The organism is Pseudomonas sp. microsymbiont 2, assembly GCF_054788395.1.
This window is the reverse complement of record NZ_CM139112.1, coordinates 955,144-979,945: the sequence shown is the minus strand read 5'-3', so window position 1 is coordinate 979,945 and position 24,802 is coordinate 955,144. Positions and strand designations below refer to the sequence as shown.

General features: G+C 65.5%; 25 protein-coding genes. 12 read left to right on the top strand and 13 right to left on the bottom strand.

What is annotated here, in order from left to right:
- Window positions 1-15: 15 nt before the first annotated feature.
- The 5 genes from ACYUME_RS04480 to ACYUME_RS04460 form a co-directional block, all read right to left on the bottom strand.
- Entirely contained in the window at window positions 16-3,207 is a 3,192-nt protein-coding gene (locus tag ACYUME_RS04480) for a hypothetical protein (protein ID WP_460418169.1), read from the bottom strand.
- A gap of 433 nt (window positions 3,208-3,640) precedes the next feature.
- Window positions 3,641-4,555, bottom strand: a complete 915-nt coding sequence (locus ACYUME_RS04475; RefSeq protein WP_460418168.1) for an SDR family oxidoreductase — start codon at window positions 4,553-4,555, stop codon at window positions 3,641-3,643.
- Window positions 4,556-4,671: 116 nt separating this feature from the next.
- Window positions 4,672-5,577 (bottom strand): alpha/beta fold hydrolase, encoded by a 906-nt coding sequence (locus ACYUME_RS04470; RefSeq protein WP_279882888.1) that lies wholly within the window; start codon window positions 5,575-5,577, stop codon window positions 4,672-4,674.
- A gap of 173 nt (window positions 5,578-5,750) precedes the next feature.
- Window positions 5,751-6,437 carry an LrgB family protein gene (locus tag ACYUME_RS04465; RefSeq protein WP_460418167.1) on the bottom strand — a complete coding sequence of 229 codons (687 nt, stop codon included), beginning with the start codon at window positions 6,435-6,437 and terminating at the stop codon, window positions 5,751-5,753.
- On the bottom strand, window positions 6,427-6,813 hold the full coding sequence (locus ACYUME_RS04460) for a CidA/LrgA family protein (protein WP_460418166.1): 387 nt from the start codon (window positions 6,811-6,813) through the stop codon (window positions 6,427-6,429). Before ACYUME_RS04460 ends, ACYUME_RS04465 begins: the two co-directional genes overlap by 11 nt.
- Window positions 6,814-6,914: 101 nt before the next feature.
- Between ACYUME_RS04460 and ACYUME_RS04455 the strand changes: the two genes are divergently transcribed.
- Window positions 6,915-7,799, top strand: coding sequence for a LysR substrate-binding domain-containing protein (locus ACYUME_RS04455; protein ID WP_460418165.1), 885 nt, complete (start codon window positions 6,915-6,917; stop codon window positions 7,797-7,799).
- A 23-nt stretch (window positions 7,800-7,822) separates the two neighbouring features.
- Here ACYUME_RS04455 and ACYUME_RS04450 read toward each other — a convergent pair whose 3' ends face one another.
- Complete coding sequence (locus ACYUME_RS04450; protein WP_460418164.1) at window positions 7,823-8,278, bottom strand: flavodoxin; 456 nt, start codon at window positions 8,276-8,278, stop codon at window positions 7,823-7,825.
- A gap of 185 nt (window positions 8,279-8,463) precedes the next feature.
- On the opposite strand from ACYUME_RS04450, the gene ACYUME_RS04445 reads away from it, so the two are divergent.
- From ACYUME_RS04445 to ACYUME_RS04425, 5 genes are all read left to right on the top strand, one after another.
- Window positions 8,464-9,087: a hypothetical protein gene (locus ACYUME_RS04445; protein WP_460418163.1), complete on the top strand. Its 624-nt coding sequence runs from the start codon at window positions 8,464-8,466 to the stop codon at window positions 9,085-9,087.
- Window positions 9,088-9,235: 148 nt separating this feature from the next.
- Entirely contained in the window at window positions 9,236-9,808 is a 573-nt protein-coding gene (locus ACYUME_RS04440; RefSeq protein WP_279882875.1) for an antibiotic biosynthesis monooxygenase, read from the top strand.
- 76 nt (window positions 9,809-9,884) lie between these two features.
- Window positions 9,885-10,577 (top strand): dihydromonapterin reductase, encoded by a 693-nt coding sequence (folM, locus tag ACYUME_RS04435; protein ID WP_460418162.1) that lies wholly within the window; start codon window positions 9,885-9,887, stop codon window positions 10,575-10,577.
- A gap of 11 nt (window positions 10,578-10,588) precedes the next feature.
- Entirely contained in the window at window positions 10,589-10,885 is a 297-nt protein-coding gene (locus tag ACYUME_RS04430; RefSeq protein ID WP_279882871.1) for a DUF1244 domain-containing protein, read from the top strand.
- Window positions 10,878-11,219 carry a HopJ type III effector protein gene (locus ACYUME_RS04425; RefSeq protein ID WP_460418161.1) on the top strand — a complete coding sequence of 114 codons (342 nt, stop codon included), beginning with the start codon at window positions 10,878-10,880 and terminating at the stop codon, window positions 11,217-11,219. The genes ACYUME_RS04430 and ACYUME_RS04425 overlap by 8 nt, the downstream gene beginning before the upstream one ends.
- A gap of 46 nt (window positions 11,220-11,265) precedes the next feature.
- Here ACYUME_RS04425 and ACYUME_RS04420 read toward each other — a convergent pair whose 3' ends face one another.
- From ACYUME_RS04420 to ACYUME_RS04405, 4 genes are all read right to left on the bottom strand, one after another.
- Window positions 11,266-12,174, bottom strand: a complete 909-nt coding sequence (locus ACYUME_RS04420; protein WP_460418160.1) for an alpha/beta hydrolase family protein — start codon at window positions 12,172-12,174, stop codon at window positions 11,266-11,268.
- Between the two features lie 161 nt (window positions 12,175-12,335).
- Entirely contained in the window at window positions 12,336-13,022 is a 687-nt protein-coding gene (locus ACYUME_RS04415; protein ID WP_460418159.1) for a GNAT family protein, read from the bottom strand.
- A 166-nt stretch (window positions 13,023-13,188) separates the two neighbouring features.
- Window positions 13,189-14,400 (bottom strand): enoyl-ACP reductase FabV, encoded by a 1,212-nt coding sequence (gene fabV / locus ACYUME_RS04410; protein WP_460418158.1) that lies wholly within the window; start codon window positions 14,398-14,400, stop codon window positions 13,189-13,191.
- 236 nt (window positions 14,401-14,636) lie between these two features.
- Entirely contained in the window at window positions 14,637-15,488 is an 852-nt protein-coding gene (locus ACYUME_RS04405) for a LysR substrate-binding domain-containing protein (protein ID WP_460418157.1), read from the bottom strand.
- A gap of 134 nt (window positions 15,489-15,622) precedes the next feature.
- Between ACYUME_RS04405 and ACYUME_RS04400 the strand changes: the two genes are divergently transcribed.
- Genes ACYUME_RS04400 through ACYUME_RS04385 form a run of 4 tightly spaced genes read left to right on the top strand, consistent with a single transcriptional unit; the run spans window position 15,623 to window position 19,783 of the window.
- Window positions 15,623-16,678, top strand: coding sequence for an agmatine deiminase family protein (locus tag ACYUME_RS04400; protein ID WP_460418156.1), 1,056 nt, complete (start codon window positions 15,623-15,625; stop codon window positions 16,676-16,678).
- Window positions 16,675-17,571: an N-carbamoylputrescine amidase gene (aguB, locus tag ACYUME_RS04395; RefSeq protein WP_460418155.1), complete on the top strand. Its 897-nt coding sequence runs from the start codon at window positions 16,675-16,677 to the stop codon at window positions 17,569-17,571. The genes ACYUME_RS04400 and aguB overlap by 4 nt, the downstream gene beginning before the upstream one ends.
- A 3-nt stretch (window positions 17,572-17,574) precedes the next feature.
- Window positions 17,575-18,669 (top strand): extracellular solute-binding protein, encoded by a 1,095-nt coding sequence (locus tag ACYUME_RS04390; protein ID WP_460418154.1) that lies wholly within the window; start codon window positions 17,575-17,577, stop codon window positions 18,667-18,669.
- A 4-nt stretch (window positions 18,670-18,673) separates the two neighbouring features.
- Entirely contained in the window at window positions 18,674-19,783 is a 1,110-nt protein-coding gene (locus ACYUME_RS04385; protein ID WP_460418153.1) for an agmatine deiminase family protein, read from the top strand.
- A gap of 209 nt (window positions 19,784-19,992) precedes the next feature.
- On the opposite strand, the gene ACYUME_RS04380 is transcribed toward ACYUME_RS04385, so the two are convergent.
- The 3 genes from ACYUME_RS04380 to ACYUME_RS04370 are packed head-to-tail and all read right to left on the bottom strand — an operon-like array spanning window position 19,993 to window position 22,486.
- Window positions 19,993-21,669 (bottom strand): phosphoethanolamine transferase, encoded by a 1,677-nt coding sequence (locus tag ACYUME_RS04380; protein WP_279882851.1) that lies wholly within the window; start codon window positions 21,667-21,669, stop codon window positions 19,993-19,995.
- 14 nt (window positions 21,670-21,683) lie between these two features.
- The gene (locus ACYUME_RS04375) at window positions 21,684-22,220 is read right to left on the bottom strand and encodes a cytochrome b/b6 domain-containing protein (protein ID WP_279882849.1); all 537 of its coding nucleotides are present in this window, start codon (window positions 22,218-22,220) and stop codon (window positions 21,684-21,686) included.
- The gene (locus ACYUME_RS04370) at window positions 22,220-22,486 is read right to left on the bottom strand and encodes a PepSY domain-containing protein (RefSeq protein WP_460418152.1); all 267 of its coding nucleotides are present in this window, start codon (window positions 22,484-22,486) and stop codon (window positions 22,220-22,222) included. Before ACYUME_RS04370 ends, ACYUME_RS04375 begins: the two co-directional genes overlap by 1 nt.
- 147 nt (window positions 22,487-22,633) lie before the next feature.
- On the opposite strand from ACYUME_RS04370, the gene ACYUME_RS04365 reads away from it, so the two are divergent.
- A complete protein-coding gene (locus ACYUME_RS04365; protein ID WP_460418151.1) occupies window positions 22,634-23,299 on the top strand; it encodes a response regulator in 666 nt (221 codons plus the stop codon).
- On the top strand, window positions 23,296-24,660 hold the full coding sequence (locus ACYUME_RS04360; RefSeq protein ID WP_279882845.1) for an ATP-binding protein: 1,365 nt from the start codon (window positions 23,296-23,298) through the stop codon (window positions 24,658-24,660). The genes ACYUME_RS04365 and ACYUME_RS04360 overlap by 4 nt, the downstream gene beginning before the upstream one ends.
- Window positions 24,661-24,802 lie beyond the last annotated feature (142 nt).

Below are 24,802 nucleotides of genomic sequence, written 5' to 3'. Positions count from 1 at the left end.
GGTCGGCAACCGGCCCTACTCGCGGGTAGCCTGGGAAGCCCCGTTCAGCGCGATATCCAGGAACCCCATCAGCTCGTCCCTGAATGTCTCGGCAACCGGGGAGGCACTCTTTGGCCCCCAGTTGAAGAGCGCCTCTTTCAAGAGCCCGCTGAACACCCCTGAAGGGCCTGGGGACAGGATGGCCCAGGTCGAGGCAATGACTTTCCCCAGGCCAACTGCGGAGCCCACGCTGATCGCCGCGCTGACGAACTTCATCACGGCCTCGCCTCTGTTGCCTTCCCACCAGGCATGAGCCCCCTCCGAGAACGTGAGCGAGGTCAATGCCAGGTTGACAGTGGCGGAAATCAACAACAAAGGCATGCCTAGCAATCCGATGCCCCAGGTCAAGATGCTGATGGCCGGCAGCACGATGCGCTCCGCCGCCTGCAGCAGACGCTCGGCGACGTCTGACGTCTGGTGCCTGGCATCGCGAAGGCGGTGCTCGACGCGAAGGCGTAAGTCATGATCCCAGTCTGTTATCCGGCCATGGGTAATATGAGCATGTGCGTCATACACGATCTGCACGCCCTCTGAATCATTCAACCGAATGTAATCCAGTTGCCGCATCGCGGCTTTGTCGGCGGAGGTGGAGCGGCTGACGAAGTAGGCGCCCAGGTTTTCCGCTCGCCACGACTCGGCGATGTCCGCAAGCGTGCGCACCATCCGCCCATCGGCGGCGTCGCTCAGGTAGACGAGATGATCGCCTAGCGACTTATTGAGCAGATACCCCCCCTCAACCAGACGTTCCAGCCCTTGCTTGAACCCCAATCGCTCGAAATGATGATTCTTGAGGATGTCATCGTCCTCGACGGTTTCGCTGATCGAGCGCAGCCACGCTGACTGTTGCTCGTCGAGGTGCCCTTCCAGGCTGGCCACAAGAAAGTCCCGACGGACCTTGGCGCTCATCATCGAGCGGTGCAACCACGATTGCAGCTCCCGCTCCGGACGCTGCTCATCGAGGAAAACCGCATTCATGTGGTTCTCATACTGCTCCCCCATGCGATTGCTGGCTTTGCGAATGGCGCTGGCAAGCGATGACAGGTTCAGGTGCGAAAGGTCCTGACCGACGGTAGAGCGCATCGTGGAGCTGTCTTGGAAAAAGTACCCGATCGAATAACCCCAGGCCATCCATTGGGCGAAGGTAAACGTACCCTCTGTCGACTTGATCACCACAGTGTCGGGGTCGATCCAGAGGCCTACGTTACCCGGATATTCGTTGATCCGCTTGGCCGCCACCTCACGCGCGAAGGCCTGGAGCGCGGTTATCGTGCAATGGGCTTGATGCGCCGGTTGCAATGACGCCAACTCGTTGTCGAGCGAGGCGATCCGTACTCGATCCTCGGGTTTGGCGTTGCGATACCACTTGGGCGCGAGCAACCTGAGCTCGTCGTACTGCGCCAGGATCAGATCTCTGGCCATTGCTTGCGCGAGATTACCCTTGAGTGGCTCCAGAGTGATCATCCCCGGGTACCACGAGGGCGACTCGAGCCGGCTGAGATAGTTCTGCAGTTTCGCGCGCTGGGCAGCTCGCGTGCGCGAAAGCACGTAGGCCAGCCCCGTCGGATTGGACAACATGCCGACCAGCGCGAGCTGAACGGCCACCAGCGGGGCGAAACGCTGGAGGTCACCGCCCGGGGCGCCTGGCGCATAGAGCATGAAGTCATTGCCATGGGCCAGGCAGTAAATATTGCGTAGCGGCATGCCATGCACTTTGACCCGGTGCACGCCAAGATCCTCGACGGCCAGATTGCTGCTCAGCAACTCGGTGATGCGCGAGTGGATCGGGTCAGGAAGCACACCGGCATGATGAGCCTGCGCGGTCGCCAGGGCCAATTGGGCGGTAGCCGCTTCGGCCATGTGATCGCGGGTTGTCGCCGTGTTCAGGGCATTGACGAGCAGACGGCGATATTCCATCCGCAAATTCAGTTTATTGATCATCCGCTGCATCTGGGCATGAGTCAGTCGCTCGCCCAGCCCCTCATCATCCGCTCTTGCGATGAGCCTGTATCCCTCGTAGCCACCGCTGATGGCCCAATCCAGCAAGCTGCACGACCGGTGGAGAGGCGCGCCGAAACCGACGGTGCCGAGCGTGAGCCGGATCCGCTCGGGCGCCATGACTGGCCAGCCGAGATTGTTCACCAGCCAGTCGCGTATCGCGCGCGCGGCAAACGTGCGGAAATCACGCAGATTGCCCAAGTGTTCATCGACGCGCGCTTTCGTCTGCGCCATCTGGAGCTCCAGCTGTGAATACGCAGCCAACGCCTCCTCCTCCAGGCTATTGCGCCAGGAAGGCACACGCGCTAGCCGCAACGTCTTCATATGGGCGGCCAGACGCGTCTGAATCGGGGCGATCCAAGCGTCCAACCGCACTGTTTCGTTGAACAGACGCGCCTCGACCGGACTCTCGGCCGCCTTGGCCTCGAGGTCTGCCAACAGATTGCCCTGCAACGTCCGCAGGTCCGCCAGCTGCTGCACCGCGAACGCCTGCGCAAAGTCCTCGAAACTCAACATCAGCGGCTCGCCATTCTCAACGGCCGCCAGCAACTCGGCGGGCAGGAATCGAATCCACCCTGCCTGCTCGGCAATACCCTGGAGCAACGCCTGGCGCAGGCTATCGACTGCATCGATGCGTTGGCTGTGCACCTTTACGCCCCAGGCTGGCCCGTAGAAAAGAAACGCGTCGTCATCGGCAAACTCATCAATGTCGCGAACCACCGCGAAACAGCCCGCCAACGGCACCCGCACCTCACCTGCGGTGACCACGACGCCGACCATGTCACCTGACTGCTCGCCGGCGCTGAGCAGGGACTCGATCACCGCCCTGAATTCCGGCTCGACGATCGCATGCAAGGCCAGCTCCAGCTCGAACAGTTGATAGAGCTGCGCACGTAAATTGGAGGACGACGGCCCACCTTTTCCCTGTGCCGTCCACCACTCATCCATGTCGACCTGCCATTCAGGCATTCGCTGTTCGATCCGCGCCGTATCGAGCGACACCTGCTCGAGGGTGTCCGGTTCATACTCCTTGCTGAAACGGGGCACGGTGGACAGCTGCGCTTGAAGCGCCAATGTCAGCAACGACAGTTGAGCCAGCAACTCATCGTTGGAAGCGGGAGCGTTCTGCTTTTTGAGAAACGAAAGATCGGGAAACAAGGCCTCAGAAATCATCACGAACTCCAAACGGAAAAATGGAGCCGGATGGTGTCGTCAAGCCTGGGCCGCGAAAAATCGGGAACTCATTCCTACGCGCAAGCCAGAGCGATCTTGCAGATGCATCCTACGACCAGCAGCGCAGGCCGACATACCGGGGTAAGAGCTTTACGATTATCTCGAAGGACGTAATAGAGAATGTCAGAAGCGACTATTTTTCCCGCGCCACCAAGTGCTTATTCTTACGTCATTGGTTCGGCACGCAGGGCTCTCCCCCGCCTTTCGCGCCACCAAGGTTCACCGACGTTGATTTTGAAGCTCCTTGATCTAACGTCTCGATTGGCCGCTGCGTTTGCAGCGGCCTTTTTTATTTCTGCAAGAATCGCAAGATCGACACTAGATTCATCGCCGGCAATTCGGCGAAAGGGCCGCTGTGCGGTCCCGGCATTGTTCAACCCAATGGATACTTCTGCAGGTTCGTCATCATCTGTTGCAACGCCTGCAGGCTGTCCTGCGGATGCCCGGCACCGTCGAAGTCGCCGATCCGCGCCCAGTTGTCCGCCACTTGCTCGGGCGTGAAACCTTCGCGCGGGTCAAAGCCCATGCCCAGGCTGCGCTCCCAGCGCAGCTTGCCGACCCAGCCGCCGCCTACCTCGAACAGCTCGCCGCTGTCCTGGCACTGCTCGCTGCCCAGGTACACCACCAGCGGGCTGACCAGCTCAGGTTTCAGGCGCTCGAACACCTGCGGTGGAATCAGGCCCTCGGTCATGCGCGTGCCCCCCGTGGGCGCGATGGCGTTGACCAGGATGCCGTGCTTGCGCCCCTCGATGGCCAGCGTGCGGGTCAATCCATAGAGGCCAAGCTTGGCCATGCCGTAGTTGGCCTGGCCAAAGTTGCCGTAGATGCCCGAGGTGGACGAGGTGAAGATCACTCGCCCCCAATTCTGCGCCCGCAGGTGCGGCCAGGCAGCGTGGGTCACCTTGTAGGCGCCCTCGACATGCACGCGGTAGACCAGCTCCCAGTCGCTGTCCTCCATCTTGTGGAAGGTCTTGTCGCGCAGGATGCCGGCATTGTTCACCAGCACATCGACCCGACCGAAGCTGTCCAGCGCCTGCTCGACGATCCGCGCGCCATCGGTGACCGAATCATGGTTGGCCACCGCCGTGCCCCCGGCCGCGCGGATTTGCGCCACCACCTGGTCCGCCGCCGAGGCGTTGGCGCCCTCGCCATGGGTCGAGCCGCCCAGGTCATTGACCACCACCTTCGCGCCCCGGGCGGCGAACAGCAATGCATGGGCCCGCCCCAGACCACCGCCGGCCCCCGTGACAATCACCACTCGATCCTGCAGACGTACCGGCTCGCTCATGCTCAAGGCTCCTGGCAATGAAGGGATGCAAGGCAGTGTCGGCCAGCCATCACGGCCGGGCAATCAAGCGCATCGCGGCGAATGCCGGGCAATAACGCACGACGATGATCGCCTGCTCAGGACCAGGCGACCTTCTGCGGCAGGTAGCTCATCGGCTGTTCGCGAAAGGCCAGGTAATGGCGCAGTACCTGCACCGGTGCCTCGGTATGCGGATAATGGCCGATGCCCGGCAGCACCACGGTGTCCGGCTCCGGCACCAACTGGCGGTAGCGCTCGACCATATGCACCCCGGACAACGGGTCGACCGCGCCATTGATGAAGCGCAGCGGCACGCCCTCGCGCTGCAGCGCCCCGACCCAGCGCTCACGCTGGGCTCGGCGTTCGGGCAGGAAGCTGATCAGCTTGTGCAAGATACGCGGCCCACGGTTGGAGGCGATCAGGCTCCAGTAATCGTCCAGCGCGCTTTCGCTGGGATGGGTGCAGGGGCCGTAGACCTGGATGACATTGCGCACCAGGTCGTCTCGCCCGAACGAGCGCCCAACCAGCCAGCCCAGCCGGCTCAGCAACAGCTTCTGGATCAGCAGCACCCGACAGGTCTCGGGAAACAGCCCGCTGTTGAGGAATGCACAGCTGGCGATCTGCAGACGCTGCTCGTGGTGGCGGGCCAGCAGCTCCTGGGCCACGCTGCCGCCGTAGTCGTGGGCCAGCAGGTGTACCGGCTGGTCGATACGCAGGTGCGCCAACAGCGCCTGCTGCAGATCGGCCTGCTCCAGCAGGCTGTAGTCGTGGTCCGCGGGTTTGGCCGAGTCGCCGAAGCCCAGCATGTCGCAGGCCACCACGCGAAAGCGCTGGGCCAGCGGTGCCCACAGGTAGTGCCAGTCCCAGCTGGCGGTCGGAAAGCCATGGAGCAGCAGCAGCGGCTCGCCCTGCCCTGCCGTCCAGTAACGGATGTTCTGGCCCCGGAAGGTGAAACCCTGGCTCCGGGTGCGCCAGACGCACAATGGAATCTCGGCCAGTGGCATCACGGTCGTCCCGGTGGATAAGTGTCGGAATAGGGCAAGGCTGCGTTCATTGCATGTCACCTCGGCACATACATGTGCTCTCTATGTCGAGGCTGAGTCTAGAAGCCAATACGAAGGTGATAGGTCGCCTTGGCAGCCAGCCTGATGACCGAACGGGTCAGTGGCACGAACGGTCAGATCAGCCTCGCCAGCAAAGGCGCGGCCAGCAGGTTCAGCAACCCGGTCAGGACCATGACCAGCCCGGCCACCGATCCTTCCTCGCGCCCGACCTCCTGCGCCCGGCTCACCCCGGCGCCATGGGCCCCGACACCGAACAGCGCGCCCCGCGCCAGCGGTGTGCGCAGCGGCAGCCAGCGTAACAGGATGCCGCCGAACATCGCCCCGAGCACGCCGGTGAACATCACGAACACCGCCGTCAGCTCCGGCACCCCGCCCAGATCCTGGGCCACCGGCATGGCGAATGGCGTGGTGATCGAGCGCGGCAGCAACGACAGGCTGACCGAATCGTCCAGCGCCAGCATGTGCGCCAACGCCCAGGAACTGCCGATCGAAGCTACGCTGCCGGCCAACATGCCCACCAGCAACGCCGGCCAGTGTCGCGCCAGCAATGCCCGCTGTTGCCAGATCGGCACCGCGAAAGCCACCGTCACCGGCCCCAGCACGCCCATCAGCCAGTGGGTGTTGCGCGCATATTCGGCGTAGGCGGTGTGCAGCGGCACGGCCACCGCCAGCAGCAGCGCCGGTACCAGGATCAACGGCGACAGCAGGTAGCGCCCGCTGCGCCGGTACAGCCAGCGGCTGCCCAGGTAGGCGATCAGGGTCAGTGCCAGCCAGAACAGCGGCATGGGTTCAAGGCTCATGGCGCAACCTCCAGCGGCACACCAGCTCCACGGTCACGGCGGTGACCACCATCACCAGCAAGGTGCTGACGGCGATCACCAGCAGGATGCGCCAGCCTTCGCTGCGCAGCAGGCTGCCGTAGTCCAGCAGACTCATCAGCGCCGGAATGAAGAACAGCAGCATCTCGGCCATCAGCCAGCCGGCGCCAAGTTGCAGGGTGGCTGGCTTGAGCACGCCCGTGGCGAACAGCGTCAGCAGCAGCGCCAGGCCCATCACTCCAGCGGGGATCGGCCAGGCGAGCCAGGCGGCCAGCTGGCCGCCGATCAGGAACAGCGCCAGCAGCACCGTCAGTTCGGCGAGCAGACGCAGGGTTTTCTTGAGCAATTCAGGATTCATGACGGGAGTTCCTCGACAACGCGGCCATTGTAAAAGTCACCCAGCCAGGCCAGAAGCGAATTGTTAGACTGGCATCCATTCCAAAATGGAATTCAACGAACATGGAATTCAAACAGCTGCGCAGCTTCATCGAAGTCATCCATCGCGGCGGTTTCACCCAGGCGGCAGGCACGCTGCATGTCAGCCAGTCGGCGGTGAGCAAGCAAGTCGCCCAACTGGAGCAGGACATCGGCCAGCCGCTGCTGGAACGCCAGGGCTCGCAATTGCTGCTGACCGCCGCCGGGCGCATCGTGCTCGAGCGCGGCGAGGCGCTGCTGCGCCAGCGCCAGGAACTGCTCAGCGAATTGGACGACCTCAGCCAGATGGCCCGCGGCGAGCTGCGCCTGGGCCTGCCGCTGCTGGGCAGCGACGCGCTGTTCGCCGGGTTGTTCGCCGAGTACCGGCGACGCCACCCGAACATCGCCATTCAGCTGCTCGAAGGCGGCAGCCGCATGGTCGAGCAGGCGGTGAAAAGTGGTGAGCTGGAACTGGGCGGCAGCCTCACGCCAAACGATCCGGCGTTCGAGTACCAGCCCTTTTGCAATGAACCGCTGGAAGCCTTGCTGCCATCCGAGCACCCACTGGCTGGACAGGCTGAAGTCGAACTGGCGCAGTTGGCCGATACGCCATTCCTGCTGTACCAGCGCAGCTTCGTGCTCAACGACCGGCTGCTCAGTGCCTGCCAGCAGGTAGGGTTCACGCCGAAGGAAGGCGGGCGTAGCGGCCAGGCGGACTTTCTCGCCGCGCTGGTGGCGGCCGGGCAAGGCGTGGTGCTGCTGCCAGCGATCGTCGCCCGGGCGCTGGAGCGGCCCGGGGTGGTGCGCCTGCCGTTGCGGGCACCGGAGTACCTGCGCTGGGACATCGCTTTCATCTGGCGGCGCGGAGCGTATCTTTCGCGGGCGGCGCAGGCGTGGCTGGCGTTGTTGCGCGAACAGGGCGAAGCATGACGCGAACGTGTAGGAGCGGCCGTTTAACCTTTGAGTAGAGCCACAAACTCCGCCAACCACGGCTCGGCATCGGTCTCCGGGGTCACGGTCTCGCTGGCATCCAGGCGCAGCATCGGCAGCACCTCGTTCACCCCCAGCTCGGCAAACAGCTCGCGCATCTGCTCGCCACCGCCGCAGTAGGTGTCGCCATAGCTCGAGTCGCCCAGGCCAATCACCGCCCCCGGCAGACCGCGCCAGGCCGCCGGCAGCACATCGCGAATGGTGCTGTACAACGGCATCAGGCTGTCGGGCAGTTCACCCATGCCAGTGGTCGAGGTCACCGCCAGCAGCGCGTCCGGGGCAAAGCCCTCGATGTCCTGCAGGGTGGCGCGGGCGGCGTGCCAGGCATCCAGGCCGGCGGCCTTGAGCAGCGATTCGGCGTGACGGGCGACTTCTTCGGCGGTGCCATACACCGAACCGGAAATAATGGCGACTTTCATCGGGTGAGGATTCCGAAACTGAGTGAAAACGTAGGATACTAGCATCCGACAGTGGCAAAAGGCCTGCTCAGCCCAAAGTCACATGCCCGCACCGTCATCCGACGAGTGACCTGAACAAAGCCCATTTGCCGCTGTCCATCGCCGTGAAGAAACCGCCCGAATCGCTCGCCCCTTCGAGTTCGACCATGCAAGCAGACGCCCTTCTTTCCCAGGACGAACTGGATTTCATCCAGGACATGCAGCATTCGCCCCAGTTGAACCTGGCCGACCCCATGTCCAGCCTGCTGGTCAATGGCGATCGGCGCCTGAAGGATCTGCTCACCCGCCTGGTGGCCAACGAGCAGGTGACGCTGCAAGCCAGTTTCAACAACCAGCAACTGAGCTTCCCCCTGCAACTGGTCGAGGACGAGTTCCACGCCCTGCACCTGCAGCTGGGCTCGCCGGACATCTACGAAGACGGCCCCATGCTGCGCCCCTGGCGCCTGTCGCTGGAGCAGCCGGTCGCCCTGCTGGACGACCACGGCAAGGCCAGCGACCTGTGGGTGCGCGATATCTCGTTCAAGGGCGTGCTGGTGGAGGTGCGCGGCGGCGGTGAAGCGCCCGCGCAGTTCGACCTGCGCTTCGCCGCCGAGGACATCCCGCCCATCGGCCTGCTCGGCCTGCTGCGCCGCCGCATCGGCCCACGCCTGGCCGCCTACGACCTGTCCCACAACCCCGCCGAGGAAATCGAGCGCCTGCGCGAGTACATCCTGCAGGCCCACCGCCAGGCCCATCCCGAACTGCACGCCCAGGCCCCGACCACCTTCTGACGACCGTCCGCCGACTGAAACTGACCGGTCATGATCGATCAGCGATAATCCGTGCCCGATTCTTGCAAGCACGCTTGCGCCGCCCACCACCCCGGGCCGCACGCCAAGGGGCCGGCTACCCGCTAGCCCCGTCGCCAGGAGATACACGATGTCTACCCCACCCGTCACCTTGATGGTGTCGCGCCGCGCCGCCCATGGCCGTTACCAGGACCTGCTGTCCTGGCTGCACGAAGGCGAGCAACTGGCCACCGACTTCCCCGGCTATCTCGGTTCGGGCATCCTCGCCCCGCCCATCGAGGGCGACGAATTCCAGATCATCTTCCGCTTCACCAGCGAGCAGACCCTGCACGCCTGGGAGCATTCGGCCTCGCGCCGGGCCTGGCTGGCACGCGGCAACGGCCTGTTCGAGCGCCCCAAAGAGAGGCGCGTAAGCGGCATCGACGACTGGTTCGGCACCAACATGGTGCAAAAACCGCCGCGCTGGAAGCAGGCCACGGCCATCTGGCTGGCCTTCTTCCCGGTCTCGCTGCTGTTCAACCTGCTGTTCGGCCACTGGCTGGCGCCGCTGGAGCTGCTGCCCCGGGTGCTGATCAGCACCCTGGCCCTGACGCCGGTGATGGTGTACCTGTTCATTCCCCTGTCCACCCGCCTGCTGGCCGGCTGGCTGAACCCCGCGCCCGGCGATGCGCAGGCACGCTCCACCGGCCTGCGCAGCCGCTGAGGCGCAGGCGCGCAAGGCCACGCAGTTCGGGTATGCTGGGGCATCACGCACGGACAGACGAACAGACCGCCCGCACATGAACAGCCCAATCCTCATCACCGGCGCCAGCCAGCGCGTCGGGCTGGCCCTGGCCCTGGAGCTTGCCCACGCCGGTCATACGGTGGTCAGCGCCAGCCGCAGCCTGCATGCCCAGGCGGCACACCCGAACATCCGGCAGTTCCAGGCCGACCTGACCCGCGGCGAAGACCGCCAGGCCCTGATCGACCACCTGCACGGCCACTACGACGGCCTGCGCGCGATCATCCACAACGCCTCGCTGTGGCTCGATGATGGCCTGGACAACCTCGAGACCATGTTCCGCCTGCACGTCGAGGCGCCCTACCACCTCAATCTTGCCCTGGGCGAGCTGCTGAGCAAGGTGGACAAGGCCGACATCATCCACATCTGCGACGAAACCTCCTCGCGCGGCAGCAAGAGCCACATCGGCTATGCCGCGACCAAGGCCGCGCTGCAGAACATGGTGCTGTCGTTCGCCGAAAAGTACGCGCCGAAGGTGCGGGTCAACGGTATCCTGCCCGGCCTGCTGATCCTCAAGGAAGGCGGCGACGAGCAGTACCGCCAGCAGACCCTGAAAAAGGCCCTGCTGGAATTCGAACCCGGCGCCCGCCCGCTGATCGACGCCGTGCTGTTCCTGCTGCACAGCCAGTACAGCACCGGCAGCCAGGTGGTCATCAACGGTGGCCGCCATCTGAAGAACCGCATGACCTGAAGAGACCGCCCATGACCCCGCAACAACAGCTCGAACTCGAAGCCGCCGCGTTCCGGCGCCTGGTCGACCATCTGCAAAAGCGTACCGACGTGCAGAACATCGACCTGATGAACCTCTCCGGCTTCTGCCGCAACTGCCTGTCGAAATGGCTCAAGGCCGCGGCCGACGAGCGCCAGGTCGAGCTGAGCCTGGACGATGCCCGAGAGCAGGTGTACGGCATGCCCTACGCCGAGTGGAAAGCCCAGTACCAGAAAGAAGCCAGCGCCGAGCAACAGGCCGCGTTCGAACAAGGAAAACCCCGTGACTGACCTGAACACCCTGCGCAACAGCCTGGCCGGCGGCGAGCACGTTTTCGCCGACACCCTGGCGTTCATCGCCGCGAACTACAGCTACCAGCCCCAGGCCTTCGACAACGGCGACGTGCATAACGCCGCCGGGCAGAACGAAGGCTCGTGCAAGACCCTGGGCCTGGCGCTGCTCGAAGGGCTGAGCGATCAGGAAGCGCTGCTGGCCTTCGGCGAACACTACCGCAGCGTGCTGGCCACCCCCGAGGGCAGCGACCACGGCAACATCCGCGCACTGATCAAGCATGGACTGGCCGGCGTGAAGTTCGCCGCGCAGCCGCTGGCGCGTCTGGCCTGATAGCGGATAGGGCCGCTTTGCGGCCCTTTCGCCGACACCGATGACATCAGCTGATGATTTGGCCTGGTGCTCCAGCCTCCAGGCGCCCCTTCTGTAACCACCCCAGCGCAATCGGCCACAAACTTTCCCGAAAACGATCGTGAAAGAACGCGAAATGCCCGATCTCCCCGACCGAGATATCCACAGGCGCCACCCGCAGGTGCCGACGCTCGGTCTTGTGCAGGTAACCCAATAACCGTTCGGTGGCCGCCACCGTGCCGAACGGATCATCGCTCAGGCTGATGGCCAGGGTCGCCGCCCGCACCTGATCGAACGGCACCGCATCGAGCAGGCGCCCACTGGGGCGGTGCTCGTAGCGCGGCGTGCGCGTGCTCCAGTCCTGCACCACGCCGGCCGGGGTGTCCTCCAGCCACCCCAGGCGCTTGCCGGGGAAATAGCCGAACACACGGGTCAGCAGCGGCATCAGCACATGCCACTTGCCGAACAGCTGCCAGCGCTGATCCGCCGCATAGTCGCGCCAGTAGGCGAACTGCGCCCCCACCAGCACCGCATGGCGCACCTGCGCCGCCGACGGCGCCAGCCCCAGTGCCCAGCCACCGAAGCTGTGCCCGACCACATGCACCGGCTGGCCGGGATGCTCGGCACTGGCCAGCTGCAGCATCGCCTCGAAGTCCAGGCGGCCCCAGTCACTCCAGCTCGCCTGGAAACCACGCATCGAGGCCGGGCGCGACTCGCCGATGCCACGATAGTCGTAGGTCAACACATCGAAGCCCTGGGCGAACAGGTAGTCGGCGAATCGCGAGTAGTAACGGCAGCGCACCGAGGTGGCGGCGTTGATGATCACCAGCGGGCGCCGGGGGTCGGACTCGGCGTGGCGCCAGCGCAAACCGCCGAGGCGGTAGCCGTCGGCGGCGGCATGACGAAAGGCACAGGCGGGTTGGGTGAGGCTGCTCATGGCGCGCTCCCTGCGGCGTCGCGCCATGCTGGCGGACGGGCTGTTGTCGAGCGCCCACGCTAGCAAAAAAATCGGTGCCTGTACCGGCCCTATCGCGGGGCAAGCCCGCTCCCACGCCAACTACGGGGCTGGCGTGGGAGCGGGCTTGCCCCGCGATAGGTTCAGGTGGTCGGCAGGGCCCGTGCCACGCCCGGCTTGCGCAGCACCGCCAGGCGCGAGCCGTCGTAGCGAGTCTCGCGGAAAAGCTTCCAGCAACCGAACAGGCCATACACGTGCATGACCCGCCCCTGCTCGTGGTAGCCCATGCGCAGGTGCAGCTTCATCGCCGGCACGTTATGGGTCTCCACCACGTCCACCACCTTGTGGCAGCCTTTCTCGCGCATGGTGTTCCATAGCTCGACCTGGGCGGTCACCGACAGCTCGCTGCCGAAGTAGCGCCGGGTCATCTCGCCACCGAACTCGAAGAACTCGCCAGGCTTCACCGGGAAGGTGCAGCCGTAGTAGTGCTTGTCGTGGTAGTCGACCACGCTGGCCCATATGAAGGCCACGGCATCGCCCTGCTCGTCCAGATACATGTGTCCGGTATGCCCCTCGACGGCCAGTTCGCGCATGGTCTCGACGCGGTCGCCGAAATGACGGGCGAAGGCATCGGCGTTGGCGGCGGTGATCGGCACCAGGGTGACGGGTGGATGTTCCTTGAGGCTGTAGGGTGGCACCGGGCTGACCAGGTCGCGCTCCATCCACAACAACTCCCAGTGGAAGAACACGTAGCGTTCGAACAAGGTCTTGGCTGTGCGCTTGATACCTTTCTGGCGAATTCGTTCTTGTAGTTTTTGCAGTGCGCCCATTGCTCCCTCCCTGGCCCCGGCGGAATTGCAAGGCCAATAGCTGGGGTATAGATCAGGCGGAGGGTGCCCATGGCAAAGGGCCATTGGTGATTTGTTTCAGAATATTAACAAGTCGTCGGCGGGAACCGCGCAGCCGTCATCAACGGCTGCGCGGTCAAGGACTTGCTTACAGCTCGATGCAGTCGAACCGTACGTCGGTGGCCACGTCTTCGTCGTAGTTGACGTCAGCACGCTCGAAGCCGAACAGGTTGAGGAACTGCTTCTTGTAGCCAGCATAGTCGGTCAGCTGGAACAGGTTCTCGGTGGTCACTTGCGGCCACAGCGCCTTGCAGGCGTCCTGCACGTCGTCGCGCAGTTCCCAGTCGTCCAGGCGCAGGCGGCCTTTGTCGTCGACTGCGGCAGGCTGGCCATCGGCGCGGTACATGCGGTCGCGGTACATACGGTCCAGCTGGTCCTGGGTGCCTTCGTGAACGCCCTTCTCCTGCATGATCTTGAACACCATCGACAGGTACAGCGGCATCACCGGGATGGCCGAGCTGGCCTGGGTAACGACGGACTTGAGCACCGCCACGTTGGCGCCGCCCTTGACTTCGCCGGCCAGTTTCTGGTCCAGGCGCAGGGCGGTTTCGTCCAGGTCCTGCTTGGCCTGGCCCAGGGCGCCGTGCCAGTAGATCGGCCAGGTGATGTCGCTGCCGATGTAGCTGAAGGCCACGGTGCGCGCGCCTTCGGCCAGCACGCCGGCGCCGGCCAGGGCGTCGATCCACAGCTGCCAGTCCTGCCCGCCCATCACGGTGACGGTGTCGGCGATTTCCTGCTCGGTGGCCGGCTCGATGCTGGCCTCGATGATGGTGTCCTTGTTGGTGTCGATGGCGGTCGACTTGTACGGCTGGCCGATCGGCTTGAGCGCGGAACGGATCAGCTCACCGGTCTGCGGCAGCTTGCGCACCGGCGAGGCCAGCGAGTAGACGACCAGGTCGACCTTGCCGCCCATTTCGTTCTTGATCAGCTCGATGACCTTGGCGCGGGCCTCGTCGGAGAAGGCGTCACCGTTGATCGACTTGCTGTACAGGCCTTCGGCCTTGGCGAACTTGTCGAAAGCGGCGGCGTTGTACCAGCCGGCGGTACCGGCCTTGCTCTCGGTGCCCGGTTTTTCGAAGAACACGCCCAGGGTGTCGGCCTTGAAGCCGAATGCCGCGGTGATGCGCGACGCCAGGCCGTAGCCGCTGGAAGCACCGATCACCAGGACTTTCTTCGGACCATCCTCGCGCACGCCCAGCTTGCGGGTGGCTTCGATCTGGTCACGGACGTTGAGCTCGCAGCCCTTGGGGTGAGTCGTGGTGCAGATGAAACCGCGAACCTTGGGATGAATGATGGCCAATGTCTGTACCTCGTCAGGTTTAGGCTGGGGAAGCGCCCGGATTTGGGGCACTGCCATTTGATCTAGAGGGTGAGACTACCCTCGCGGGACATCCGACACATATTACGAGCTGAGCGGGTCGATGCAAAACACCAGCGGCCCTCTCGCGGGGCAAGCCCGCTCCCACGCCAACCTTGCATCTGCAGGTCTGGCGTGGGAGCGGGCTTGCCCCGCGAGAGGGCCGGCAAAGGCAACCACTACCCCTGTGCCAGCGCCGCTTTCAACCATGCCAGAAACTGCCGCGCCAGCGGGTCATCCTGGCTCTCCCAGTGCACCAGGCAACTCCACACCGGCCCACGCACCCGCTGCGCCGACAAAGCCTGCAAGCGCCCCTGCTCCACCAGCCGCTGCGCCAGCAGCTGGCTGACCAGCGCGACGCCCACCCCCTCCGCCGCCGCATCCAGCAACAGGCCTGGGTCGGAGAAATTCAGTCCCTTGCCCTGCTGCCCGATGTCCTCGCCGCCCTCCAGCTGCCAGTGACTCCAGTCCATCTCCCGTTCGCCATGCAAGGTGGTACGCCCTTGGGCGGGCAAGTCCGGGTGGCAGGCCGGATACAACTGATCCAGGTGCAACACGGTGAAACTGCACTCGGCCTGGGCGCCGATATCGTCGCGAATCGCCAGGTCGATGGTCTCGCTGGCCATGTCCGGCGCCTCGAAGCTGGTGAACAGCCACAGGTCCACCTCCGGGTAGCGCTGGTGAAAGTCCGCCAGGCGCGGCAGCAACCAGTGCCGGGCGAACGCCGGCGTGGTGTTGACCACCAGCTGGTTGGGCTTGCGGTACTGGTCGAGCCGGCGAATGCCCACCGCCAGTTGCTGCAACAAGGCCTGGGTGGTGCTGAGCAGGTCATGCCCGGCATCGGTCAGGCTGACGCTGCGACCGCTGCGGTGGAACAGCGGCTGTTCCAGGTAGCTTTCCAGGCTGCGGATCTGCTGGCTGATCGCCGACTGGGTGAGGTTCAGGGCCTCGGCGGCCTTGTGGAAGCTGCCCAGGCGAGCGGCGGCTTCGAAGCCGCGCAGGGCGTTGAGCGGGGGCCAATGCTTGAGCATGCTGATAAGCCTTACTGATCAGAAGTACGCTAAATCTATCGTTTGTCGCGCCTACTTCACAGCCATAACATTGATCCCAACACCCGCGACGGCGGGCTTCGTTGATAAAAATCCCTAATAGATCGGAGTTCACTATGACCCTGTCCATCGACAGCGGCTGGCGCATGCCCGCCGAATGGGCCCGCCACGCCGCCACCTGGATGATCTGGCCGCACAACCAACCGCTGTGGGAGTCCGGCTGGGGCGTGACCCTGACCGACGTGCAGCGTGACTATGCCCGCGTGGCCGCCGCCATCGCTCGCTACGAGCCGGTGAAGATGGTGGTCGACCCTTGCGCCATCGCCAGCGCCCGTGAGCTGTGCGGCCCTGGCATCGAACTGATCGAGCTGGCCGTGGACGACAGCTGGTGCCGCGACAGCGGTCCGAGCTTCCTGGTGCATCCACAGCGCGGCGTCGCCGGCCTGAGCTGGCGCTTCAACGCCTGGGGCAACAAGTCCGAGCACGGCAAGGACCGCAGCCTGGCCCGGCGCATCCTCGACCAGCTGGGCCTGGAAGGCTTCAGCACCCCGCTGTGCAACGAAGGCGGCGCCATTCACGTGGACGGCGAAGGCACGCTGATCACCACCGAATCGGTCCTGCTCAACCCCAACCGCAACCCAGGGCTGACCAAGGCCGACTTCGAGGACTGCTTCGCCCGCCTGCTGGGCATCCGCAAGACCATCTGGCTGCCGGGCGACCCTGAGTACGTCACCGGCGACATGACCGACGGCCATGTCGATGGCGTGTGCGCCTTCGCCCGCCCCGGCGTGCTGCTGGTGGACGCTACCCACGACCAGGGGTCGGTGTATGCCGAGGTGGTGCGCGAGAACCGCCGCGCTCTGGAACTGGCCAGCGACGCCCAGGGCCGTTCGTTCGAACTGCTCGACCTGTTCGAGGCCACCGCCGCCGTGGATACCGACGCCGAGGTGTTCTGCGCCTCCTATACCAACTTCTACCTGGCCAACGGCGCGGTGATCATGCCGGCCTACGGCATCGACGCCGACCAGGCCGCCGCGCAGCAGCTGGCCATGGCCTTCCCCGGTCGCGAGATCGTGCCGGTGCGCATCGACCACATCGCCCACGGTGGCGGCGGCATCCACTGCATCACCCAGCAACAGCCGGCCTGGCCAGTGCAGGGAGAGCGCCCATGAGCACCCTGCGCATCGCCACCACGCAGATGCCCTGCAGCTGGGACCTGCCCGCCAACCTCGAGCGCGCCGAGAAGCTGGTGCGCAAGGCCGCGGCCCAGGGCGCCCAGGTGATCCTGCTGCAGGAACTGTTCGCCACCCCGTACTTCTGCATCGAGCAATGCCACAGCCACCAGGCGCTGGCCGAGGACTACCACGACAGCCCGCTGCTCAGGCGCTTCGCCGCCCTGGCCAAAGAGCTTGGCGTCGTGCTGCCGCTAAGCTGGTACGAGCGCGCCGGCAACGCCTTCTTCAACTCGCTGACCGTGGCCGATGCCGATGGCCGCCTGCTGGGCGTGTACCGCAAGACCCACATCCCCAACGCCATCGGCTACCAGGAGAAGGAGTACTTCAGCCCCGGCGACACCGGTTTCAAGGTCTGGGACACCGCCTTCGGCCGCCTGGGCATCGGCATCTGCTGGGACCAGTGGTTCCCCGAAACGGCCCGCTGCCTGGCCCTGATGGGTGCCGAGGTGCTGCTGTTCCCCACCGCCATCGGCTCGGAGCCGGGCGCCGCCGAACTGGATTCGCGCGACCATTGGCAGATGGCCATGCGCGGCCACGCCGCCGCCAACCTGCTGCCGGTGGTGGCCGCCAACCGCGTAGGTCATGAAGTGGCGCGCAGCGATGACAGCCTGTCGATGCGCTTCTACGGCTCGTCGTTCATCTGCGACCACAAGGGCGCACTGCTCGCCGAGGCCGACCGCGACAGCAGCGGCGTCTGGCTGCACGACCTGGACCTGGCGCGCATGCGCGAGGACCGCCTGACCTGGGGCATCTATCGCGACCGCCGCCCCAGCATGTACGCGCCGCTGCTGACCTTGGACGGCCGCACCCCACAAACCGCGAGGGCCTGAACCATGCCAAGCCGTCCATCGAAACTGCTGGCCATCGCCGCCCTGGTGGCCTGCGCCAGCGTCGCCCAGGCCAAGCAGGACGCCCTGCGCCTGTACAACTGGGCCGACTACTTCGCCGAAGACACCCTCAAGCGCTTCACCGCCGAGACCGGTATCCCGGTGATCTATGACGTCATGGACGGCAGCGAGGTGCTGGAAGCCAAGCTGATGTCCGGGCGCAGCGGCTACGACCTGATCTTCCCCGGCGACACCGTCGCCGAACGACTGATGCGCGCCGGCAGCCTGCTGCCGCTGGACAAGACGCAGCTGACCGCGCTGGACGATATCGAGCCGGGCCTGCGCAAGCTGCACGACCAGTACCCCAAGGCCAGCCAGGCCACCGTGCCCTATACCTGGGGCACCATCGGCCTGACCATGGACGCGAAGAAGATCCACGAGCGCATGCCCGACGCCCCGCTGAACAGCCTCGACCTGCTGTTCAAGCCCGAGCTGGCGGCCAAGTTCGCCGACTGCGGCATCTCGATGATCGACTCGCCCGACGAAGTGCTCGCCGTGGTGCTCCACTACCTGGGCCGCGAACCGCGCAGCGCCAAGCGCGAAGACCTGGCCGCCGCCAGCGAACTGCTCAAGGGCATCCGCCCCTACGTGCGCAAGCTGCAGTCGCAGCCGGTCACCGAGCTGGTCAACGGCAACACCTGCCTGTCGCTGGGCTACAGCGGCGACGTGATCCAGGCCCAGCGCAGCGCCGAGGCCGCCGGCAAGGCCATCGACTTCCAGTACCGCGTACCCCGCGAAGGCACCACGGTGTGGATGGACACCATGGCCATCCCCGCCGATGCCAAGCACCCGGAATACGCCTATCGTTTCATCAACTTCGTCATGCGTCCGGAAAACATGGCGGCGATCAGCAACACCACCGGCTACCCCACCGCCAGCGCCAAGGCGCGTCCGCTGGTGGACGCGAGCCTGCGGGACAACCCCGATATCTACATCGACCCAGCCACCTATGCCCGGCTGATCCCGGGCAAGGACATCCCCCAGGCCGACATGCGCGCGCGCATGCGCGTCTGGACCCGCTTCAAGACTGCACAGGACTGAACCCATGCCTACCCGTCGAACCTTCCTGCAACTGTCACTCGCCGCCGGTATCGGCGCCGGGCTCGGCCTGCCCATGGGCGTTGCCCGCGCCGCCGACCCGGAGCGTTGGTTCATGCCCGACGAAGGCGAGAAACAGCAACGTGCCTACATCGCCTTCGGCGCCCAGGATGACATCTGGGAGGACTTCACCGAAGACGTCCAGGCCGCCCTTGGGCGCATCGCCCGCGCCATCGCCGCCTACCAGCCGGTGACGGTGTTCTGCCGCGCCAGCGAGCGGGATATCGCCGAGGAAGAATGCGGCAGCCACAACATCACCTACGTCGAGACCGAGCTGGACGACATCTGGATGCGCGATATCGGCGCCAACTTCGTCGTCGATGACGATGGCGAGCTGGCGGCGGTGGACTTCAACTTCAATGGCTGGGGCGGCAAGCAGCAGCACCGTTACGACAGCAAGCTTGCCAAGCGCGTCGCCAAGCTGGCGGGTGCCCAGTACCAGCGCAGCGAGCTGGTGGGCGAAGGCGGCGGCATCGAGGTGGACGGCCACGGCACCGGCATCATGACCGAGAGCAGCTGGATCAACGACAACCGCAACCCCGGCTGGAGCAAGGCCCAGGTCGAAGCGGAGCTGAAAGAGCGGCTGGGGCTGCGCAAGATCATCTGGCTGCCGGGCATCAAGGGCAAGGACATCACCGATGCCCACGTGGACTTCTATGCGCGCTTCGCGGCGCCCGGCGTGGTGGTGGCGAACCTGGACAACGATCCGGATTCCTATGACCACGACGTGACCCGCGAGCACCTGGAGATCCTGCGCAACGCCACCGATGCCGATGGGCGCAAGCTGGAGATTCACACGGTGTCGCCGCCGCTCAAGCCACGCCGTAACAAGTTCAGCAAGGGCAACCCGGATTTCGCCGCGGGGTACATCAACTATTTCGTGATCAATGGCGCGGTGATCGCCCCGCAGTTCGGCGATCGCAGCGCCGATGAGAAGGCACGGGCGTTGCTGGAAAAACTGTATCCGGGCCGGGACGTGGTGCTGCTGGATATCGACGCGATCGCCGCCGGTGGCGGCGGGATTCACTGCGTGACCAACCAGTGTCCCGCCCTGTGAATGACGGAGCCTGCGCAAAAGCCGCAGACATGTAGGCGCTGCGGTGCCTGGCACCGGCTTCGCCGGTGTTCGCGGCTAAAGCCGCTCCCACAGAGAGCGCACTGAGCTCAAGCCATGTGCTGTTCCTGGGGGCGGGCTTATCGGGGCGCCGAGCCGCCGCGAAGCAGGCCACGCGGTTCCGGTATTCGCGGCACGCAAACCGAGCCCGATCAGGAGCCGCACGCGCCTTGGCTGCTCCTGGCCAGCCATTCACTCAGCTGCACCGGCGTCAGGTGCACCAACCCCTGCGCCGTCTCGCACACCGGCTGGATATAGTTGTCGCTGAACAGCAACTTGCCATGCACGAAATGCTCGTCCTTGCGCAGGTTGGGGTTGTCGATGCGCATGCCCAGCCGCGCCGCCAGCCACTTGCCTATCTCGTAGTGGCTGATCCAGCGCTCCGGCGCCAACGCCCCCAGTGCCTCGCGCGGCGCCTCGCGGCTAAGCACGATCATCGGCACGTCACTGACCTCCGGGACCAGGTCGTTGTGCCCCCACTTGCCATCCTCGCCCAGACGCTGGCCGTGGTCGCCGGTGATCACCAGGTAGCGCTCGCCCTCCAGGCGGTCGAAACGGGCAATGACGTCCTCCAGCAGACCGTCCAGGTAATGAATCGAGTTGTCATAGGCATTGGCCTGCCCCTGCACGCCCTGATCCGGCCAGGGCCGCTCGCCTTGCTGGTGCATGTAGTTGCGCGCGTAAGGCAGATGCGCCGTGCGCAGGTTGAGCACCACGAAGTTGCGCGGGCCAAAGCGCTGCTGGTCAAGGATCTCCAGCAAGGCATGGTCCTGGCGCTTGAGAAAGCGCAGTGGGTGGTCTTCGCGGGTGATCGCCACGTCCAGATGGCGGCTGCCCAGGTGCGCCAGCAAGCGCGATTCCTGGGACGATATCCAGTGCGTGCGCATGCCGGCCTCGCGGGCGAAGCGGAACAGGTTGATATCGCCCTCGCGCAGCAGGTGGTCCTGGCCAGGCTCGCGGATCGGGTTGAGCAAGTACGGCAGGCTGACATCGGTGGCCACGCCTGCCGAAACACCTGGCCGCACCAAGGCACTGGGATGGCTGTCCAGGTAACGCTGCAGGCGCGGCGTGGTCTGCCGGGCGTAGCCGTACAACCCCATGCGCTCGCTGCGCAGCGAGTCGGCCACCACCAGCCAGACATGCCGGGCGCTGCTGGGAATCGGCTCGATCCGATAGGGGGCGAACGGCGCGGCCGGCAAGCTCACCTCGGGCGCGAACGCCAGGCGCACGGCCCAGGCGGAAAACGCATTGAGGCTGTTGTGCAGGCCACTGCGGGTCGGCCCCGGAGTGAACGAATCGAGGTTGCGATAGGTGGCCCGATACGGCTTGGCCAGCAGCACCACGGCGATCAATAGCAGTGCCCAGCGACTGGCCGGCAGGCTCACTCGTCCCGGTAGCCACCCATGCAAGGCCAGCAGCAACGCGTAGGGCAGCCCGACACTGAGCGCCGCCGGCCAATGCGCGCCCAGGCTGTGCCAGGCCGTCAGCCCGACCTCCCCGGGCTCGCGCAGCAGGCTGCGAATGTCCACCGCACTCAACGGCTCGCCAAAAAAGCTGATATTGGCCAGCTGCAGCAGTTGCATGCCGGCGAACAGCAGCAGGATCGCCACCACGACCACGCGCAGGTTGCACAGCCACAACGCCGCGCAGAACGCCCACAGCCCCGCGACCCAGCCGGCCTCGAGCTCGGCGCGGTTGTTGCCGGTGAACAGTTGCTGGATGAAATCGTCAGCCAGCAGCAACGCGCAACTCAAACTGGCCAGCGCGCACAAACGCAGCCAGGCGGCGCCACGCTCGGGCTGGGCGCGCAGGGTCAGGGACATCAGCATGGGAAATCTCGTGGTCAGGGATCGTCGCGGTAACGGCGCCGGCCGGTGAGCATCGACAGTGGCAGGTTCTCGCCCAGGCGCAGGCTCTCGACCAGCGCCGCCAGCACATGCACGCACACCAGCGCCAGCAGCGCATCGGCCAGCCAGCTGTGCAGGTCCATCGGCCAGTCGGCGCCCCACAGGGCATCGACTTCCTCGGCCAGCCAGCCGGTCAGCCCCAGGCCAGCGATGCAGGCGAGCATCAGCACCATCACCAGCGCGCCGATGGCCGAATGGCCCAGGCGATGGTAGGGCTGCCCGTTCAGCAGCGCCCTGGCGTGGGCCGCCAGGCGCCTGGGCGTCGGCCAGAAGTCGGCCCAGCGCGCGCTGCGCGGCCCGACGAAGCCCCAGACGATGCGTAGCAGTACACAGCCAACGGCGTAGTAGCCAAGCCACTGGTGCCAATCCTCGCCCTCTTCGGTGAAGAAGTAGTTGGCGAAGAACACGGTGGCGAAGGACCAGTGGCACACCCGCAGCAAGGGGTCCCACAGGCGCACCGTGGCCTCGGGCATCAGTCTTCGATCTCGGTCTTCACCGCCTTGCCACTGACCGGGTCGTGATAGATCTCGACCTTGCGCCCGTCCTTGTCGAAGCCGTAGATCTCGTAGCAGTTGCCCTTGGTGACCTTGAACTTGTTGATCTTGTAGCCCTGCTCCTTGAGCTGGGCCTGGAACTTGTCCGGGTTCTGCCAGGTGCTTTTGTCGGCGGTGGTGCACTGGGTGGCGGCGAAGACGCTGCCACTGCCCAGCAGCAAGGCGAAGGCAAGAAGGAAACGCATGGCGATAAGCTCCGTTGATGAGAAGGGACCCGCACGATGCAGTGCCAAACTTAATGGCAGCTTAGTAGGTCATCACTGGTTACATTTCCCCGGGCGACAGGCTGCGCGCAGGGCCCATCATGGCGCCTTCGACGGGGGAACCGAAGCATGCGCGTACTGCTGGTGGAAGACGATCAGGCCCTGGCCCAGGGCATCCGCACCGCCCTGCGCGGCGAGGGTTACACCCTGGACTGGCTGGCCGACGGCCTGGAGGCCGAGCAGGCCCTGCGCGGCGAAACCTTCGACCTGGTGCTGCTCGACCTCGGCCTGCCCCGACGCGATGGCCTGGACTTGCTGCGCAGTCTGCGCGCCGCCCCTGCGGGCGAGGTGCCGGTACTGGTACTGACCGCCCGCGATGCCACCCGCGAACGAATCCAGGGCCTGGATGCCGGCGCCGACGACTACCTGATCAAACCCTTCGACGTGGACGAGCTCAAGGCGCGCATCCGCGCTTTGCTGCGGCGCAGCCAGGGCCGCGCGCAACCGTTGCTGGAGCATGCCGGGGTCAGCCTCGACCCGGCGCGCCTGACGGTGCGCTACCGGGACCGGCCGGTGGCCTTGACGCCCATGGAGTTCCAGCTGCTGCACCAGTTGCTGGCCCGCCCCGGCACCGTGCTGACCCGCGAACGCCTGGCCGAGGCGCTATACGGCTGGCACGAAAGCGGCTGCGGCAACACCCTGGAAGTGCTGATCCACAACCTGCGACGCAAGCTCGACAGTGGCCTGATCCGCACCGTGCGCGGCGTCGGTTACCTCATCGAGGATGCGCCATGACCGCCATCCGCACACGTATCCTGCTGCCCACCCTGCTGCTGGTGCTGCTCGGCAGCCTCGGCCTGGTGCTCAGCGTGCTGCGCGACAACCACGAGGAGATCGAGAACGTCTACGACGCCCAGCTGGTGCAGGCCGCGCGGGTGCTGCAGGGACTGTTCCGGCAGATGCCGGCGGAGCAGGACTGGCAAGGCGTGCGCGCGGCGCTGGAACAAGCCATGGAGCAGTCCGGCAGGGACATTCTCAGCCACCCCTACGAGATCAACCTCGACTTCATGGTCTGGCGTAGCGATGGCCAATTGCTGATGCGCTCGGCCGATGCGCCGCACCTCGACAGCCCGCCCGCTCCCGGCATCCATGACCTGCTCTACCAGGGCCAGGACTGGTGCGGCGTGCTGCTCGAAGACCGCCAGCGCGGCCTGCTGATCTGGGTCGGCGAGCGCGACGACCTGCGCCAGGACCTGATCCAGCGCATCGCCGACCAGGCCCTGGCTCCCGCGCTGGTCGGCATCCCGCTGCTGGCCGTGGCCATCTGGCTGCTGCTCGGCTGGGGCCTGCAACCGCTGCGGCGCCTGGCCCGGCACCTGCGCGTCCGCCCGGTGGACAGCTTGGAGCCACTGGCCGTCGCACCGCTCCCGCCTGAGTTGGCCCCCATGGCCAACGCCCTCAACCATCAACTGCAGCAGCTCACCCGCCTGCTCGAACGCGAACGCCGCTTCATCGCCGACGCCGCCCATGAGTTGCGCACGCCGCTGGCGGTGCTGGCCATTCATGCCAGCAATGCCCGTCGTGCCACCTGCGATGCCGAGCGCGACGAAGCGCTGGTATTTCTCGAACAGGGCGTGGCCCGTGCCACCCGCCTTGCCAGCCAACTGCTGACCATGGCCCGCCTGGAGCCCCTGACCCAAGTCCGTCAGCGCGTACGCCTGGATGCCCTGGCCCGGGAGGAGCTGGCGCAACTCGCGCCGCTGGCCCTGCGCCGCCAGGTCGACCTGGTGCTCGACGAGCAAGGCAGTTGCCACCTTTACGCCGACCCCACCGCCGTGACCGTGATGCTGCAGAATCTGATCGGCAATGCCTTGCACTTCAGCCCGCCCGGTGGCGAAGTCACCCTCGAACTGCGCCAGCACGATGACTGGCTGACCCTGCAGGTGCTCGACCAGGGCCCCGGGGTGGCGCCACAGCAGCTGGCGCGGCTGAGCGATCGCTTCTACAGCGACAGCAATCCCGGCGGTGCCGGGCTGGGGCTGGCGATCGTGGCGCTGGTGGTGGAACAGCTAGGGGGCGGGCTCGAGTACTTCAACCGCGATGGCGGCGGGTTCGGCGTGAAGGTGCGCTTCGCGGCGAGCCCGCTCCCTCAGTGATCGCGCTGACCTCAAGTCTTGCGCTATTGCCGTGGGGCCGGCACGGGATGCCCATTCATTTGCAAACCCGATCAATCGCAAAGAAAAACAAACTTCTCAAATGAGCGCGGGGCGGGGATGCTGTGCCGATCACGCTCGTATC